The sequence below is a fragment of the Ensifer aridi genome, from assembly GCF_002078505.1.
Lineage (GTDB): Bacteria > Pseudomonadota > Alphaproteobacteria > Rhizobiales > Rhizobiaceae > Sinorhizobium > Sinorhizobium aridi.
Genome location: NZ_LUAV01000007.1, coordinates 184,889 through 198,836 on the forward strand (window position 1 = coordinate 184,889; position 13,948 = coordinate 198,836).

A 13,948-nucleotide genomic window follows, 5' to 3' on the forward strand; every position below is an offset into this window, starting at 1 on the left:
ACGGAACAGCAATAACTTTTTCTCGCGGTGAGCAGATGGCTCGCCACGGGAAGGTCAGGCAAAGTAAAGGGCTTCTCCCCGCAAGTGACGACGAAGCAGAGCCCCGTTTCAACATCTGGCGCGGCAAGGTAACGAACGCCACGTGATTTGTAAACCTGCACTAACCTATTTCAGCTTCGCAAAATAAATGCAAAGGCCCGGCACTTGGCCGGGCCTTAAGATCGTTACTGTGATTCTGATCCTGCCGCGCCGGCTTTTGGTGCCTGCGCCGCACGGCAAGGCCGACGGCACTGTTTGACCGTAGCCGTCTGCAATTGCGCGAAGCTTACCAGGCGCCGGTGTTGGCCATTGAGGCCCACGGTTCGCGGACGGACAGGTGCTCGCCTTTCTGCAGGATCTCGATGGAGATGCCGTCGGGCGAGCGAACGAAGGCCATATGGCCGTCGCGCGGCGGACGATTGATGGTGACGCCGCTGTCCATCAGGTGCTGGCAGAAGGCGTAGATATCATCGACCTCATAGGCGAGGTGGCCGAAATTGCGGCCGCCGGTATATTCCTCCGGGTCCCAATTATAGGTGAGTTCGAGGCAGGGAGATGATTCGCTCTTCGCGCGGGCGAGATCGCCCGGGGCGGCGAGAAACACGAGCGTGAAGCGGCCCTTTTCGTTTTCGTATCGACGGATCTCCTCGAGACCGAAAAGCTTGCAATAGAAGTGAAGAGCCTGGTCCAGGTCTTTGACGCGAACCATCGTATGCAGATAACGCATTTGGATTGTCCCTGTTTTGCAGAAGATGGCGTATACTTAAGCCACAGCAAGCTAGAGGCAAGGCTGCGTCCCCATAAACGACCCCGGCCAAAATATGTCGAGGGACTTGCGCATGCGCGGCGGGACGATGTTATTCTGGTCCATAAGAATCAGTTAACCGTATCGAGAGTTGCGCGTAACGAGGGGCTGGGAGAATGGCGGACAGAACATCTTCGAAAGACGTCATCCAAAATGGCGACTTTGGCAACGACGCCCTGGATCTCACCGAAATTACGGGCGTCATCAAGTGGTTCGACGTAGCCAAGGGCTTCGGCTTCATCGTTCCGGACAACGGTATGCAGGACGTGCTCCTGCATGTGACCTGCCTCAGGCGCGATGGCTATCAGACGGTGCTGGAAGGTGCGCGCGTCGTCGCGCTTGTGCAAAAGCGGGACCGTGGCTACCAGGCTTTCCGCATCCTCTCGATGGACCAGTCGACCGCTGTCCATCCATCTCAGCTTCCGCCGGTGAGGACGCATGTCCAGGTCACGCCAACGAGCGGATTGGAAAGGGTGCTGGTGAAGTGGTTCAACCGCACCAAGGGCTTCGGCTTCCTGACGCGGGGCGAGGGCACCGAGGATATTTTCGTCCACATGGAAACGCTGCGCCGCTTTGGCTTGACGGAGCTACGCCCCGGTCAGGTCGTGCTCTGCCGATTCGGCGACGGAGAGAAGGGATTGATGGCTGCGGAAATACATCCGGACGGCCCGACACCCACAACCCGGTCGCACTGATGTTCGGGATCTTCGGAACTGTTGCAAGAAGCGCCGTGGCGGCGCTTTTTTTGTTCTTCGTCCTCGCAATTTCGGTCGCGGCCGAGGTTTCCTTCGCGAAAGACAAGCTCAGGCTGATCACCGCGAATGGGCGGACGCATGATCTCACCGTCGAACTCGCGATCGAGCCGGATCAGCGCGAGCAGGGCCTGATGTATCGCCGACAGATGGCGGTCGACCACGGCATGCTGTTCGATTTCGGCGAGACCCGACGGGTGATAATGTGGATGAAGAACACCTATCTGCCGCTGGATATGCTCTTCATCGCCGAAGACGGCACGGTTCGCACCATCCACGAGAACGCCGTCCCCTTCTCAGAGGCGATCATCGATTCGAGGGAGCCGGTGGCCTTCGTGCTGGAGCTCAATGCCGGCACGGTGAAACGTCTCGGCATTCAACCCGGCGACCGGGTGAGGGGCAGCGGCATACCGGCTGCCGATGGGCCGCAATGAGCGCCGCGCCGGCCGATACTTGCCGAAATTTGATGTTGCAGGTGAGGGACGAAGCGTGTATTTCCGCCCTCGTTGGCACGGAGTGTAGCGCAGTCTGGTAGCGCATCTGGTTTGGGACCAGAGGGTCGGGAGTTCGAATCTCTCCACTCCGACCACTTAACCCCTCGAAAATGATCTACATTTTTACGTTCCCCGCGGACGTGCAGTCGTGTCGTGTGGGAGCACTGAAAGTGCATTGTGGCTGCAGCAAGCCGCGGGCGGATGCATAGCCTGGTCCACGAAGGCAGGGGCTTGAAAAAGCGGTATTTTCCTGTCGGAAGTCATTCCGTTTTAATTCATTCTGCGCTAAGGGAAGACGGATGACGGGGCGGGAAACTGCCCCGCGGCCGCATGATTCCTTGGGTCTGCGTTGACCGGGGGAGATTTGCGCACGAATTCAAGGCGCTGAGGTGGATAAACGGGAGCCGTTCGAAACAATGTCCGCGAAGATCTATCGTCCCGCAAAGACAGCCATGCAGTCCGGCAAGGCCAAGACGCATCTGTGGGTGCTGGAGTTCGATCCGGAAAAGCCGCGCACGATTGACCCGCTCATGGGATACACGAGCTCCGGCGACACGCGGCAGCAGTTGCGGCTGACCTTCGAAAGTGCAGAGCAGGCGATCGCCTATGCCGAGCGCAACGGAATCGAATACCGCGTGATCGCCCCAAAGGACCCGACGCGCAAGAATGTGTCCTATTCGGACAATTTCCGTTACAACCGGATGCAGCCTTGGACCCATTGAGGTCCATGGCCGCCCGGTAAAGGGCAACTGCCCGACGGCCCCTTAGCTCAGCTGGATAGAGCACCTGCCTTCTAAGCAGGTTGTCGCAGGTTCGAGTCCTGCAGGGGTCGCCATCAGCTCTCCAAGTGGTTAATCTTGAACGTTAATTTCGTCCTGGCGCTCATCAAGTGCGGAGTGAGGGGTTAGGATGTTCACGAAGGCGTTAGCATCACTAGAATCCCTGACAGAGAAGAATCCAGACGGGTGCATACGATCCAAATCAGGGGCTCGTCTGGGGAGCTAGGCTGGTCTTTTGTCAGGGGCATCCGCCCCTCGATCGATCGCCAGGATGCTCATCACGATAGCGACGAGGACGAGAATAAGCGCCAGAAAGGCGATTCCTGCTTTATCCATCCCTCATCATGGTGAGGCGAATGTGAGCAAATCGAGGCGTCGGCGAACGCGCCTCACAAGAAGGGGGAACGCTTGTTCCTCATCCAATTGGGTTAGCCGGAGCTGGTTGGGCACGTTTCATCCTCAGGACGTTCCGCACCCGTTCGCAGATACTTCAAATTTCCCGAATATAGCCTAGCCCAATCTGGGTATGTCCGGGATCGCCCGCGACAGTAACGCTTTTTGACAAATTGCTCTTACCGACGCGAATGGTTCTCGCCGCCACAGCCGGATTCTGTTTCGGCAGCCTGCCCCCGCTCAGGCGCTCCAGGTCCGCTACGGCCTTCTGCAATTGCACGCCAAAAGCGGTCGTCCGATTAGGTCGCAGCCATCGGTAGGGAAAGAGTAGACAAGCACGCCAAATTCCGAAGCTCTTTCCTTGCTAACGCAGTTCGAAACCAACACGCAGGCGCGGCAGGCGCCATTCCTTACTCCTTCTTCGCCGGGTTTCGCCGCTCGATCAGCTGCTGAAAAATGTCGGCCTGCCTCTCGGCCGCCGAGCGAATGGCCGCGAGGTGATCGAGCATCGAACCGAAAGCGACGAGGATGAGGCCACCGGCGATTGCGGGGAAGGCCCATGGGAGGATTGCAACAAGGGTGTTCATGTCGATCGAAGGGGTCAGTGTCATTGCCAGCAGAACGAGTGTGCCGATGACGATGACGCCGCCTAGAAACTCCAGAAATTTGCCCATCCTTCCTCCCAGATATACCGTCACCGCGTTTTGAATGCGGGTCTCTCTTTGTGCCTGCGCCTGTCCTTTCAGGGTGTTTGGGCGCGGAGGCTGTGTCTACCTCCAAAAAAACCCCGGGCGCTGCCGGGGCTGTGATCGCGACGACCGTGGCAATCAGAACTTGACGCCGACCCCGACGGTGAACTGGTGCTGGTCGAGATCGACATTGACGCCGCCGACGTCCTTGTCGCTGAAATCATTGTAGCGGTATTCGGCGCGGCCGAAGACATTGTCGGAGAAGCCGTAATCGACGCCGCCACCGATGGTCCAGCCGTTGAAGGTCTCCTTTTCCTTCGGTGCGCCGGCGACGTCGACGAAGCCGCGCGTCACGGCCCAGCCGCCGGTCCCATAGAGCAGCGCTCTATCGGTCAGCGTATAGCCGACGCGTCCGCGGACCGATCCGGAGACGTCCGTACCGACTTCGGTATTCGCGCCGAACACCGTGAAGCTGTTGTCGTTCCAGTTGTAGCTGACATCGCCCTCGATGCCGACGACCCAATCGCCCATCTGGTAATTGTAGCCGGCGAAGGCACCGAGTAGGCCTCCATTGAAGTCCTCGGAGGCGCTATCGCCAGGAACGCTGAGGTCGCTGTTCAGCCAAGCGCCGCCGCCCTGAAGGCCGACATAGCCACCCGTCCAGACGAAGCTCGGCATCGTCTCAACAACGGGTGCGGGCTCCGGTGCTTGCGTCAAGTCCGCCGCATGGGCGGCCGCCCCGACCATCACGCCGAAGATTGCAACAAGCACGTTTCTGATCATCACAGATGCCTCCTGTTGTGCCTCGGAGAGTAGCAACATATCGGTGGCGAGTCTGCGAAAAACAACGCCCGCCGAATCACGCACTTTTACAAAAACGAAAAAAGGGCCAGCGGTTTGGCTCCCGCCGGCCCATTCCGAATAAGCGGAAAGGGGAACATCTCCTAAGCGGGGCTGTAGACGCCGCGCCGCGAAGATCGATTGCCCATTGATAATGCCTGAACGGTTGCCGGCGGATTGACAAGTTGCGCAGAAAATTTGACGTTATGCGCATGAAGACACCTGTGAAAGGACGATCTTCGATTGAGGTGGTGGTGGTCGTTCTGCCGGAATCGTCGATCATGTCTCTCGCCTCCGTCCTGGATCCAATGCGTGCCGCAAATCGGGTGGCGGGCCGCGAGGTCTTCCGCTGGCGGCTGCTGTCGGGCGATGGCCAAGCCGTCATGCTGACCTGTGGCGTTCCGATCGCTGTTAACGGCCGCTTTTCTTTGCCGCTCGGCGGCGACCTCCTTCTCGTCATCGGCGGCTTCAACCTGCAGAGGCATGCGGGCAAACGTTTTCTTGCCACACTGCAGGAATGCGCCCGTCACTTCGACGTCGTCGCGGGAATTGAATCGGGCTGCTGGTTGCTCGGGCGCTCGGGTCTGCTCAATGGGCGCAAGGCCACTGCCCATTGGGAAGAGCTCGAGGACTTCGCCCGAGCCTTTCCGGAGCTGGAGGTCATTGGCGACCGGTTCGTCACCGACGGCAAATATTGGACCTCAGGCGGCGCGTCACCCACCTTCGACATGATGCTGCATTTGATCACCGAGAGACTAGGCCCGGCACTCGCCCTCGATGTCGCCAGCATCTTCGTCTACGACCAGATGTACAGCCCCACGGATATCCAGCCTTTCGTGTCGCTCGGACGCATAGAGGCGCGCGATCCGGAGCTTGCCGCAGCCATAAGGCTCATGGAACGCACGCTGGAGCGGCCGATGACAGTCGCGGCGGTGGCGCGCCGGCTGTCGATCTCGCAGCGGAAACTCGAGACGCTCTTTGCAAAGGGGCTTTCCACCAGTCCCGGCGCCTATTATTTGCGCCTGAGATTGCAGGTCGCCCATCGACTCGTTCGCGATTCCGGTATTCCGATACGCGATATTGCATTGCGCTGCGGCTTCGACAGCCTTTCTGCATTCTCGCGAGCCTACCGGCGCGAATATCAAGCAAGTCCGTTGAAGATGCGAAGCGCCAACCGTGCAGGCGTCGCGACGGAGAAAGGGCGGCGAACGGTTATCGTGAGGCGCCTTTTAATCGCTCACTTTTGCGCATGCGGTCCGCCGGAACCGGCGATGGCGCAGGCCTCCTCGAATTCCTTGACGGTTTCGGCGCTATTGTCTTCCGGGAGAACCGCATCGGCCACTTCGGCCACGTCGGCAGAAGCTGCGGCGTCGCCCTCGTAGACATAGGACTGGATGTAATAGGCCAGTTCCCCCTTCCAGACGTTCCGTCCGTCGATCTGGCGGCAGGCGACAGCCGTTTCGAAATCGGCCTGCAGATCTTCGACGGACGCGGAAGTGGACACGGTGTTCGAAGGTGCCACGAGCGAGGCGATCAACAAAGCGGCGAACATGGCGGTGATCCTCCGGAATCGAACCGAAAAGGGAAACGGCCGGGAAGTTTCCTGGTTCCCGTTCGATAGAGAACGAATCTGATTCGGACGGAAGAGGGATTGTCGGCGTACCGAGTTTTTACCGCCGGCCGATGTGTATGGGCCACACTCCTTAGCCTTGCTGCGGCGGACCTCGGTTATCCGGAGCGAGAGAATAGGGGCTCCCTCCAAAGGGGAGCCCGCGAGGAGCCTACTGCACGACCTGTACGACCGTGTAGGTCTTCGGATCGACGATCACGCGCTGGTGATTAACCACGGCGTATGCATAGGCCGGATTCTCCGGAATCGGCGTCAAGACGATCTCGCGCGGCAACGGTCGGCCGACTGCGATTGGCTGCTGAATGGCCACGGTGTCCGTCGGAACCGGCTGCTGCCGCACATATGTTATCACCTGCTGCGGCGGGGGCGCGATGACGGCACCGGCCACCAAGCCAACGGCGCCACCTACGGCCGCTCCAACGGGCCCACCAATAATTGCGCCAGTAACAGCTCCGCCTGCGGCGCCAGTGACTGCAGCTCTGTTGGTGTCGTTCGCAATAGCGGGCGCGGCAAACATGCCGGTCGCGATCGCGGAAATAAGAAGAATCTTGGCATTCATTTGTCCTACTCCCTTTCTGTACAGGGAAACAACGACGCCTTGCCTCTATTTGTTCCTTGGAGTTACTGTTCGATTCGAGTGAATGTTGGGTAATAAAGACCTACGACCTGAAATAATCTGTGAACCGGTTCGGTGGCCGCCATGTCGTCATTGCTGTGCCGCCAGCGCCCTTAGGGCACCTGGTGAACTTCCTAAGCCGTCTCGATATGTTCAACGCTTGGCTCGATCCCTTCGATTATCTTCCGAGTCTCCCGCAATTGCGGCGGGCGTCATAACCTCTCTCTGGAGAGGCTCAGGACCAGCAGCGATCAGCAAGATGATTTATTTTACAAGCGACACGCATTTTGGCGACCCGCGGGTGCTTCGCATCGATCGCCGGCCTTTCTCCAATATGGCCGAACACGATGCCGCCCTGATCTCCAACTGGAACGAAACGGTGTCGCCGGAAGACGACGTTTGGCATCTGGGCGATTTCGCCTCAAAGAGAATAGGTTCCGCGGAGGATCTGCTCTCGCGGCTAAACGGCAGGAAGCATCTGATCGTCGGTAACAACGACCCGGTCGATACGGTCAACGCGAGCGGCTGGCAAAGCACCCAGCATTACGCGGAACTGACGGTCGACGGGCAATTGCTCATCCTCTGTCATTATCCGTTCCGCACCTGGAACCAGATGGGCAAGAAGTCGATCAATCTGCACGGCCACTCCCATGGCAGATTGAAGCCGCTGCCGCGGCAGTTCGACGTCGGCGTCGATGCCAGAGGCCTCCGGCCCGTCGCATTGGCTGATCTTCTTCCGAAGATGCGTTTGAGGTCATAGCTTCTGCTATGCCGATCAAGGCACGCAGGATGATAGAGAACGCGGCCGCGATGGGGCGCGCACCCGTTCATCGGCAGTTCAGATTCAATGGCTTAGTTTGGTAGGCGTGAGGAGGATTCCACGATGAATAAGCTCTTCTTCGCCCTTCCAGCCGTAGTGTTGGCTGCGTCTTTCGCCTTACCGCTAAACGCGGCGCCGATCTTTGTGCCTAAGCCGGAGCATGCGCAGGCTGGCTCTGTCGAAGAGGTCAGGCACTGGCGCCATCGCCATTGGCGCGCGGATCGCCACTGGAACAGACGCTACGCTTGGCATTCCTGCCGTCATTACGGTCGCTGCTATCCTCGCCATTACGGGTACTACGGCTACCGTGACTATTACCGCTATCATCGGCGGCCGGGGGTCACCATCTATTTTAACTTCTGAGCCGGTTGGCGTGAACTTCACCGGGTGGCGCCGCCTGATCCGGCGCTGGCGGTGAAATCCTTGCGTGTGTTGACGTAAGGACAGGCACGCATCACTCTGATATTCTGGCGCATCTACAGCGCCGCGCGTCCTATCAGACGCGCAAAGGTCGCTGTAGCTCTTTGAATTGCTGCATGTCTTTGTCCTTAAATCGAAGTCGATTTAAGGAGACATGCGGTGCGGGAGGTGCGCCATGCCAAATCCCAACGCGATAGTTTCCACCCGCATTGATTTCGATCTGCCGCTTGACCGGCCCGCTGAAGAGCTGCTGCGCGCGGGGCTTTGGGTCGAACTCGAAGGGGGGCGCCGCGCCCGGCTTGACCCGAGCGATCCCCGATCGAGCGGGTTCGTGCAGGTGCTTGACGGGCTCTCCAGGCTCAAGGCTCCGGTCTATCTGGAGATCGATCCTAGCAACGCGGCGATCACACGGCTGCTGATCCCGCACGTGACGCGCCCGATGAGCATGCGTCCGAGCGACCAGGGCTATGAGATCATGCTCGAGAGGTCGCACGCACGCCATGTCCTGAGACGCGACAATCCCGATTTCGCGACACTCGAGCCGTTGCTGCGAACCGCGCTCGACACGGGGCAGTTGCTCATCATCACTGAGGATGATGCGCACAATATCATCGATGTTCGCGGCTACACGCCCGGTCCCGACGACGCGCCGCGGCCGCCATGGCCCAAACCCGATCTGCAGCCTTTCGAATTGCCGTGGTGGAAGCGCCTGCTCGACTGGATCTGGCGCTGGCCGATCTGGCCCTGGTGGTCGTTTCGGTGCGTTTCGAAAGCGACTGCCCAGCAGACTTTCGATGCGATGAGCGCGACAACTTGCCCGCCGCTCACCGTCCCGGTGCCCTGCATCCCTTTTCTCTATCCTGATGACGGCTGCTGGGCCCGCGCGCACGAGATGTGCCGGCTGATGATCAACATGGGCCGCAAGCCGCGCAAGGTGTGGATACAGGGTAACTTGCACGTTGCCACCAAGAACCATCCCAACTGCTTCGTGAATTGGGGCTGGCATGTCGCACCGACGCTGTGCGTGCGCCGGGGCTGGTTTTGGACGCAGCAGATGTTGATCGATCCGTCGCTCTTTTCCACGCCCGTGCCGCAGGCGACGTGGAAGGGTGTTCAGGGCGACCCCAACGCCACGCTGACCCCGAGCGACGCCTCGATCTTCCATCTCTGGAGCAATGAGACCGACCCCACCTATGTCAAAACCAACCAGGTGCTCGCTCTCTACCGTCTCCAGCTCCAGAGCCGCGCGATCCAGCACGGCCCGCCGCCCTACGCGCATTGCCCTTAGCGGAGCCATGACTCAGAAGGTGCGGATATCGTCTTATCGATGCCGCTAAGAGTTGCAGCGGTCAAAGGCCTGGTGCTGACTGTCTCCGCCATTTTTCTCACGCTGCGACGTGTTGATGACCTTGTTGCGGACAAGAACGTCGCGTTGAAGCATGGCTTGTCGCTCTTCGGAGGCGCAACCTTCTTTCTCTGGGCAATGCTCGGCGCCCTGAAGCGGACCGCCGTCAATGGTCTGACTGAATTTGAGCGGCGTTCCCTCCTCTTCGAACTTCTTCACGCGCTGGTCGTAGTTTGGCGAAATCGTGCCCAGCACGCGATCCCAGAACGAGAAGTAGTTGCCGTAGTTGTACCGAAATCCCGAATGATGCTGATCGTGGAAAGTCGTGCACAGCAAGGGGGACGGATAACGCGCCGTCGATGAGGCGAAATACTCGAACCCACAGTGTCCGAACATGCCGTTGAAATGTTCGAACAGCCTTTGTCCAATGAGAATCGCCGGCGGAAACGGCACAACGAAAACGATTGCGGCTGAGAACCCCTGTAGTAGAAAATTGTCGAGAACATCCTCCGAATAGGTGCTCCAGATCGTTGGTGCGACACTCTTATGATGAAGTGCGTGCAGCGGGTAGAGCCACTTCGTGTGCAGCAGCCGGTGCATGAAATAGAACCAGGTATCATAGAGGAACATGCACAGGACAAAGAGCGGTACCGCCGCCCACCAGTTGAAGGCCCAGGGCGCCGGCGCCCAACCCTTTTGCTGGGCGTAGAGGCCGATCGTCAGAGGCAGGCAAGCGCTGAACATCGAAGCCAGGCTCTGGCGGATTTCCGCATTGCGACGTTTGTTGGAACCGCGCCCCTTCTGAATCTTTCGCTCAGGATTGCGGTCGTTGACCCAGGTGAGACCATAACCAAGGGCGAAATAGGTAACGACTGTCGTTGCATAGAATCCGAACAGAAACAGAAGATAGAACAGTTCGTCCGACATCGGCACCTGCAACCCCTGAGCTAAAACGCGCGGCCGAAACATGCCATGCCGTTTTCGCAATTCAAAGTGGAAATGCGCACATCGGCAAGACGACCCGTGAGCGCCGGCGTTCAGGCGTGGCTTGCGGGCGAGCATACGCCCAAGCCTTCGCGCCCTGATCGACCGCCCTTTTGTGATTCTGTTCAACTTCCTTGAGGTGAAAAATGCTGCATCATCTCGAAATCTATGTTTCAAACCTCGATGCTTCGCATGCGTTCTGGGCAAACATCCTCGCCAAGATCGGTTACGAAGAAACAGGCCGTTGGGGCGACGGATTTACGCTCAGCGACGGTGAGGATGCGTACTTAACCTTTGTGCAGGTTTCCGAGGCGTATAAATCACACCTATATCATCGATGCGGCGTCGGTCTTAATCATCTCGCCTTCAAAGTCAAAAGCAGGGATGCCGTCGATACGTTAAGACAATATTGCATTGAGAATAATATTCGCAATCTATACGACGAAAGATATCCGTTTGCGAACGGCGGCAAGGACTATTACGCTTTATTCGTTGAAGATCCGGATCGAATAAAGGTTGAATTCGTCGTAGCCGATTGAAGATAGCGGGTTCGAAACTCCGTTCTGCAAGGCTGGTCATAGGGATGCTATGTTTGCTCGTTGTTTCTCCCTAGCTGCTCCGATTTGTACGCAGGGAAGACTGGGCACCACGAAGAAAATCGGTGGGACACTGACCGTATATTCATCAGCGGAAACTAGAGCCGTCCCAACGTAAGAGATGCTTCGCGCCGCCGTGGCCGTACCAGCGGATGGAAGGTACTTTGGAACCGTCCACGCTTGCCATCGTGCCGAGCATTTCCTTTGCGAGTTCGAGCAGCGCGCCCCGCCGGACATAGACATTGAAGGCACAGACCTTGCGCGCCGCAAAAGCTGCTTCGCCCGCCGCCCGCGCAGCTTATGCCTTCGTGGCTGATGATCAGATCGTCCTTCCCATCGCCCGTGAGGTCTTGTTCGATAACCGCGGCGGGATCGATCTGTCCGCCCGCGCCGCTGCAGGCTTCGGCAATCTGCTCGGCAACGAGGTATTCCGTGGCTTTGGACCGCGCAACAGCAGGGGCGCAGAGTAAGGCGAAGATAACAGCCAGAATTGCGGCGCGTTGCATGGTGATCTCCCTCGGTCGCGACGATGACAATTAACCTTGGGGCAATTCCGCGGAGGCGGCAATAAATCACTCGCCCCGCCGAAGGGGTGAAACTTGCCAAGCCAGGAAGCCTGGGGCCGGCGCCCGCCTTACGCGGACACTTCAAATCTAAAAGCCGGCGGTCTCGCGCACCTCAATTGCCCCCATCCGAGCGAGCGAGTCCTGCTCCGCGATCTCCATTGCCTCCGCAAGGTTCTTTGCTTCGATGAGCAGGAAGCCACCCAGATGCTCCTTGGTCTCTGCGAAGGGCCCATCGGTCCAAGTCGCCTTGCCGGCGCGAACGCGCAATGTCTTTGCGGTCTTTGGATCGGCAAGAGCGTTGGAGGCGAGATAGTGGCCTGATCGTTTGAGTTCTTCATTGGAAGCCAGGGACTCTCGGTCGATCTCGGCCCATTCCTCCTTGCTGGCGGCATCAGCAAGGCTTTGATCGATGTAGAAGAGACAGAGGTAGCGCATCAGGTTCTCCATGGTGCTGTCGATGTTAGTCGCAGTTGGAGACCGCGATTCGACAAAAAATCCTGGCAGTTCTGCTTATAGTGCCTCTTAGTCGCTTTGCTTGCTCGCCATTCTCCAGGCCGATGTCACGGAGCAGGCGAGAGCCAAACCGCGAGAGTTCGCTCAAGCTTCGGCGGTACCTTCGCTGATGTTCAGCAGCATCCACACGGCTTGCAAGGTGCGCACGAGAATGAGGTGCGGCGACTGTAGTTCGACTTGTTTGGAATGCTCGATGGCAGCCATACTTGTCTCTCCTTTGACCGGCTCACGGCGCTCCGTCTTAATCGAACGGGATCGGCCGAAATCGACACGCCGGTTTCAGGAGCTTGAAGATACTTTCCCACAATAGCATTGCGTCCGCGACGCAGTGGTGCCCTCAACGGCCGGGATCGTGCGCGAATTGGTGTGGCCTGGCGGATGGGAGCGGCTGAAGTACGGGTTGGGGACCTCGGCGGCACGGAGCTTAATTTTCGACGACGCGGACATGGGGAAAGATGCCATGATCTGGGCAGAGCGAATACCCAGTATGCGACGCAAAGAAACGCGCAAAATTTCGATGCGCGAACGAAACCGTTTCGATTCCGTTTCCGTATCTTACTGAATCTCTTTATATTTTTGGTGAGCGCGCAGGGATTCGAACCCTGGACCTACTGATTAAAAGTCAGTTGCTCTACCGACTGAGCTACGCGCTCCCATGCCGCAGCTTGCGAGCCCGGCGGAAGTGGCCGGACATATGCACGCGCGCTTCGCCTCGGTCAACCCAAAAATTACGACGAAACCCATGATGATTATAGGTTCGGTCGGGGCGCGGCGCTCTATTCTCTTCCGCGGGCGCTGCCGAGGCCGATTTCGCTGCCTGTGCGATGCGGCAAAATGCTCGCCAAAAGGTGATTGGTTTCAATGTATACATGTGGGTAAGAAGGCGGCAAGCCGAGTGCCGGAGTTCTAAGACCTTGTCGATCGCCGATATTTCCATCTGGACCGCCATTGTCGCGGGCGCTCTGTCGTTTCTGTCGCCCTGCGTCTTGCCTCTCGTCCCGCCTTATCTCTGCTATATGGCCGGCGTTTCCGTCGATCAGTTTCGTGGTGGGGATGCAGCGGCAGTCGCCAGCACGCGCAGGGCCGTCCTGCCGTCGGCGCTGTTCTTCACGCTCGGCTTTGCGACCGTGTTCGTTGCTCTAGGGGCGGGGGCTTCGTCGATCGGCCTCTTGATGAGGCAGCACATCGATCTTCTGTCGCGCGTCGGCGGCATCATCATCATCGTCATGGGGCTGCATTTCCTCGGCGTTTTCCGCATCGGCCTGCTTGCGCGTGAGGCGCGCTTTCATGGCGGCAAGCCGGCAACGCTGTCGGGTGCCTATATCATGGGGCTCGCCTTCGCCTTCGGCTGGACCCCCTGTATCGGCCCCGTGCTCGGCACCATCCTCGGTGTCGCCGCCGCGCGCGATACGGTCGCCGACGGCGCTTTGCTGCTCGCGATCTATTCGCTCGGCCTGGCCGTTCCGTTCTGGATCGCGGCCGGTTTTTCCGGCGCCTTCATGCGCTTCCTTTCGCGCTTCCGCCATCACCTCGGCCTCATCGAGAAGCTGATGGGCGGCTTGCTCGTCACCGCGGGTCTTGCCTTCCTTTTCGGCTTCATCAGCTCGGTTGCAATCTGGTTCCAGCAGACCTTCCCCGTCCTGTCGCAAATCGGCTAAGCACGCTTA

At 58.7% G+C, this 13,948-nt stretch carries 17 protein-coding genes, 3 tRNA genes and 1 pseudogene; 12 read left to right on the forward strand and 9 right to left on the reverse strand.

Annotation, left to right across the window (positions count from 1 at the left end; genetic code table 11):
• Window positions 1-325: 325 nt before the first annotated feature.
• Entirely contained in the window at window positions 326-766 is a 441-nt protein-coding gene (locus tag AYK65_RS07785) for a VOC family protein (RefSeq protein WP_081158133.1), read from the reverse strand.
• Window positions 767-960: 194 nt separating this feature from the next.
• Between AYK65_RS07785 and AYK65_RS07790 the strand changes: the two genes are divergently transcribed.
• From AYK65_RS07790 to AYK65_RS07810, 5 genes are all read left to right on the forward strand, one after another.
• Window positions 961-1,539 (forward strand): cold-shock protein, encoded by a 579-nt coding sequence (locus AYK65_RS07790; protein WP_081158134.1) that lies wholly within the window; start codon window positions 961-963, stop codon window positions 1,537-1,539.
• Complete coding sequence (locus AYK65_RS07795) at window positions 1,539-2,030, forward strand: DUF192 domain-containing protein (protein WP_081158135.1); 492 nt, start codon at window positions 1,539-1,541, stop codon at window positions 2,028-2,030. Before AYK65_RS07790 ends, AYK65_RS07795 begins: the two co-directional genes overlap by 1 nt.
• Window positions 2,031-2,108: 78 nt before the next feature.
• Window positions 2,109-2,185, forward strand: a tRNA-Pro gene (locus AYK65_RS07800).
• A gap of 321 nt (window positions 2,186-2,506) precedes the next feature.
• On the forward strand, window positions 2,507-2,812 hold the full coding sequence (locus AYK65_RS07805; protein ID WP_026614193.1) for an ETC complex I subunit: 306 nt from the start codon (window positions 2,507-2,509) through the stop codon (window positions 2,810-2,812).
• A gap of 36 nt (window positions 2,813-2,848) precedes the next feature.
• Window positions 2,849-2,925 (forward strand) — tRNA-Arg (locus tag AYK65_RS07810).
• 747 nt (window positions 2,926-3,672) lie between these two features.
• On the opposite strand, the gene AYK65_RS07815 is transcribed toward AYK65_RS07810, so the two are convergent.
• On the reverse strand, window positions 3,673-3,936 hold the full coding sequence (locus AYK65_RS07815) for a hypothetical protein (protein WP_081158136.1): 264 nt from the start codon (window positions 3,934-3,936) through the stop codon (window positions 3,673-3,675).
• A 153-nt stretch (window positions 3,937-4,089) separates the two neighbouring features.
• Window positions 4,090-4,734: an outer membrane protein gene (locus AYK65_RS07820; RefSeq protein ID WP_026614191.1), complete on the reverse strand. Its 645-nt coding sequence runs from the start codon at window positions 4,732-4,734 to the stop codon at window positions 4,090-4,092.
• Window positions 4,735-5,003: 269 nt separating this feature from the next.
• Here AYK65_RS07820 and AYK65_RS07825 point away from each other — a divergent pair.
• A pseudogene (locus AYK65_RS07825) lies at window positions 5,004-5,993 on the forward strand (GlxA family transcriptional regulator); the annotation flags it as partial.
• 35 nt (window positions 5,994-6,028) lie between these two features.
• On the opposite strand, the gene AYK65_RS33605 reads toward AYK65_RS07825, so the two are convergent.
• Window positions 6,029-6,343, reverse strand: a complete 315-nt coding sequence (locus AYK65_RS33605) for a hypothetical protein (RefSeq protein ID WP_026614189.1) — start codon at window positions 6,341-6,343, stop codon at window positions 6,029-6,031.
• A 229-nt stretch (window positions 6,344-6,572) separates the two neighbouring features.
• Entirely contained in the window at window positions 6,573-6,980 is a 408-nt protein-coding gene (locus AYK65_RS07835) for a DUF1236 domain-containing protein (protein WP_026614188.1), read from the reverse strand.
• A 316-nt stretch (window positions 6,981-7,296) separates the two neighbouring features.
• Between AYK65_RS07835 and AYK65_RS07840 the strand changes: the two genes are divergently transcribed.
• The 3 genes from AYK65_RS07840 to AYK65_RS07855 all read left to right on the forward strand — a co-directional run bounded on the left by AYK65_RS07840 (window position 7,297) and on the right by AYK65_RS07855 (window position 9,565).
• Window positions 7,297-7,797, forward strand: a complete 501-nt coding sequence (locus AYK65_RS07840) for a metallophosphoesterase family protein (RefSeq protein WP_026614187.1) — start codon at window positions 7,297-7,299, stop codon at window positions 7,795-7,797.
• Window positions 7,798-7,920: 123 nt separating this feature from the next.
• Window positions 7,921-8,220, forward strand: a complete 300-nt coding sequence (locus tag AYK65_RS07845; RefSeq protein ID WP_026614186.1) for a hypothetical protein — start codon at window positions 7,921-7,923, stop codon at window positions 8,218-8,220.
• Window positions 8,221-8,452: 232 nt separating this feature from the next.
• Entirely contained in the window at window positions 8,453-9,565 is a 1,113-nt protein-coding gene (locus AYK65_RS07855; RefSeq protein WP_081158138.1) for a protein-glutamine glutaminase family protein, read from the forward strand.
• Between the two features lie 45 nt (window positions 9,566-9,610).
• On the opposite strand, the gene AYK65_RS07860 is transcribed toward AYK65_RS07855, so the two are convergent.
• On the reverse strand, window positions 9,611-10,684 hold the full coding sequence (locus tag AYK65_RS07860; RefSeq protein ID WP_244559956.1) for a sterol desaturase family protein: 1,074 nt from the start codon (window positions 10,682-10,684) through the stop codon (window positions 9,611-9,613).
• A 68-nt stretch (window positions 10,685-10,752) separates the two neighbouring features.
• Between AYK65_RS07860 and AYK65_RS07865 the strand changes: the two genes are divergently transcribed.
• Both AYK65_RS07865 and AYK65_RS07870 read left to right on the forward strand, forming a co-directional pair.
• Window positions 10,753-11,145 carry a VOC family protein gene (locus AYK65_RS07865; protein ID WP_081158139.1) on the forward strand — a complete coding sequence of 131 codons (393 nt, stop codon included), beginning with the start codon at window positions 10,753-10,755 and terminating at the stop codon, window positions 11,143-11,145.
• A 299-nt stretch (window positions 11,146-11,444) separates the two neighbouring features.
• Complete coding sequence (locus AYK65_RS07870) at window positions 11,445-11,672, forward strand: hypothetical protein (RefSeq protein WP_081158140.1); 228 nt, start codon at window positions 11,445-11,447, stop codon at window positions 11,670-11,672.
• A 183-nt stretch (window positions 11,673-11,855) separates the two neighbouring features.
• Here the strand turns inward: AYK65_RS07870 and AYK65_RS07875 are convergent, their stop codons facing one another.
• The 3 genes from AYK65_RS07875 to AYK65_RS07885 form a co-directional block, all read right to left on the reverse strand.
• Window positions 11,856-12,203 (reverse strand): YciI family protein, encoded by a 348-nt coding sequence (locus AYK65_RS07875; RefSeq protein WP_081158141.1) that lies wholly within the window; start codon window positions 12,201-12,203, stop codon window positions 11,856-11,858.
• Between the two features lie 25 nt (window positions 12,204-12,228).
• Complete coding sequence (locus AYK65_RS33820; protein WP_081158142.1) at window positions 12,229-12,408, reverse strand: YjiS-like domain-containing protein; 180 nt, start codon at window positions 12,406-12,408, stop codon at window positions 12,229-12,231.
• A 450-nt stretch (window positions 12,409-12,858) separates the two neighbouring features.
• Window positions 12,859-12,934 (reverse strand) — tRNA-Lys (locus AYK65_RS07885).
• Between the two features lie 261 nt (window positions 12,935-13,195).
• Here AYK65_RS07885 and AYK65_RS07890 point away from each other — a divergent pair.
• A complete protein-coding gene (locus tag AYK65_RS07890; RefSeq protein ID WP_026614182.1) occupies window positions 13,196-13,939 on the forward strand; it encodes a cytochrome c biogenesis CcdA family protein in 744 nt (247 codons plus the stop codon).
• Window positions 13,940-13,948: the final 9 nt, after the last annotated feature.

What these genes read in the sequence shown, in the direction of transcription:
- AYK65_RS33605 (WP_026614189.1), bottom strand. Translation starts at nt 6,343, where the DNA reads ATGTTCGCCGCTTTGTTGATCGCCTCGCTCGTGGCACCTTCGAACACC.
- AYK65_RS07790 (WP_081158134.1), top strand. Translation starts at nt 961, where the DNA reads ATGGCGGACAGAACATCTTCGAAAGACGTCATCCAAAATGGCGACTTT.
- AYK65_RS07835 (WP_026614188.1), bottom strand. Translation starts at nt 6,980, where the DNA reads ATGAATGCCAAGATTCTTCTTATTTCCGCGATCGCGACCGGCATGTTT.
- AYK65_RS07875 (WP_081158141.1), bottom strand. Translation starts at nt 12,203, where the DNA reads ATGCGCTACCTCTGTCTCTTCTACATCGATCAAAGCCTTGCTGATGCC.
- AYK65_RS07785 (WP_081158133.1), bottom strand. Translation starts at nt 766, where the DNA reads ATGCGTTATCTGCATACGATGGTTCGCGTCAAAGACCTGGACCAGGCT.
- AYK65_RS07840 (WP_026614187.1), top strand. Translation starts at nt 7,297, where the DNA reads ATGATTTATTTTACAAGCGACACGCATTTTGGCGACCCGCGGGTGCTT.
- AYK65_RS07820 (WP_026614191.1), bottom strand. Translation starts at nt 4,734, where the DNA reads ATGATCAGAAACGTGCTTGTTGCAATCTTCGGCGTGATGGTCGGGGCG.
- AYK65_RS07865 (WP_081158139.1), top strand. Translation starts at nt 10,753, where the DNA reads ATGCTGCATCATCTCGAAATCTATGTTTCAAACCTCGATGCTTCGCAT.
- AYK65_RS07860 (WP_244559956.1), bottom strand. Translation starts at nt 10,684, where the DNA reads ATGCTCGCCCGCAAGCCACGCCTGAACGCCGGCGCTCACGGGTCGTCT.
- AYK65_RS07795 (WP_081158135.1), top strand. Translation starts at nt 1,539, where the DNA reads ATGTTCGGGATCTTCGGAACTGTTGCAAGAAGCGCCGTGGCGGCGCTT.
- AYK65_RS07855 (WP_081158138.1), top strand. Translation starts at nt 8,453, where the DNA reads ATGCCAAATCCCAACGCGATAGTTTCCACCCGCATTGATTTCGATCTG.
- AYK65_RS07815 (WP_081158136.1), bottom strand. Translation starts at nt 3,936, where the DNA reads ATGGGCAAATTTCTGGAGTTTCTAGGCGGCGTCATCGTCATCGGCACA.
- AYK65_RS07805 (WP_026614193.1), top strand. Translation starts at nt 2,507, where the DNA reads ATGTCCGCGAAGATCTATCGTCCCGCAAAGACAGCCATGCAGTCCGGC.
- AYK65_RS07845 (WP_026614186.1), top strand. Translation starts at nt 7,921, where the DNA reads ATGAATAAGCTCTTCTTCGCCCTTCCAGCCGTAGTGTTGGCTGCGTCT.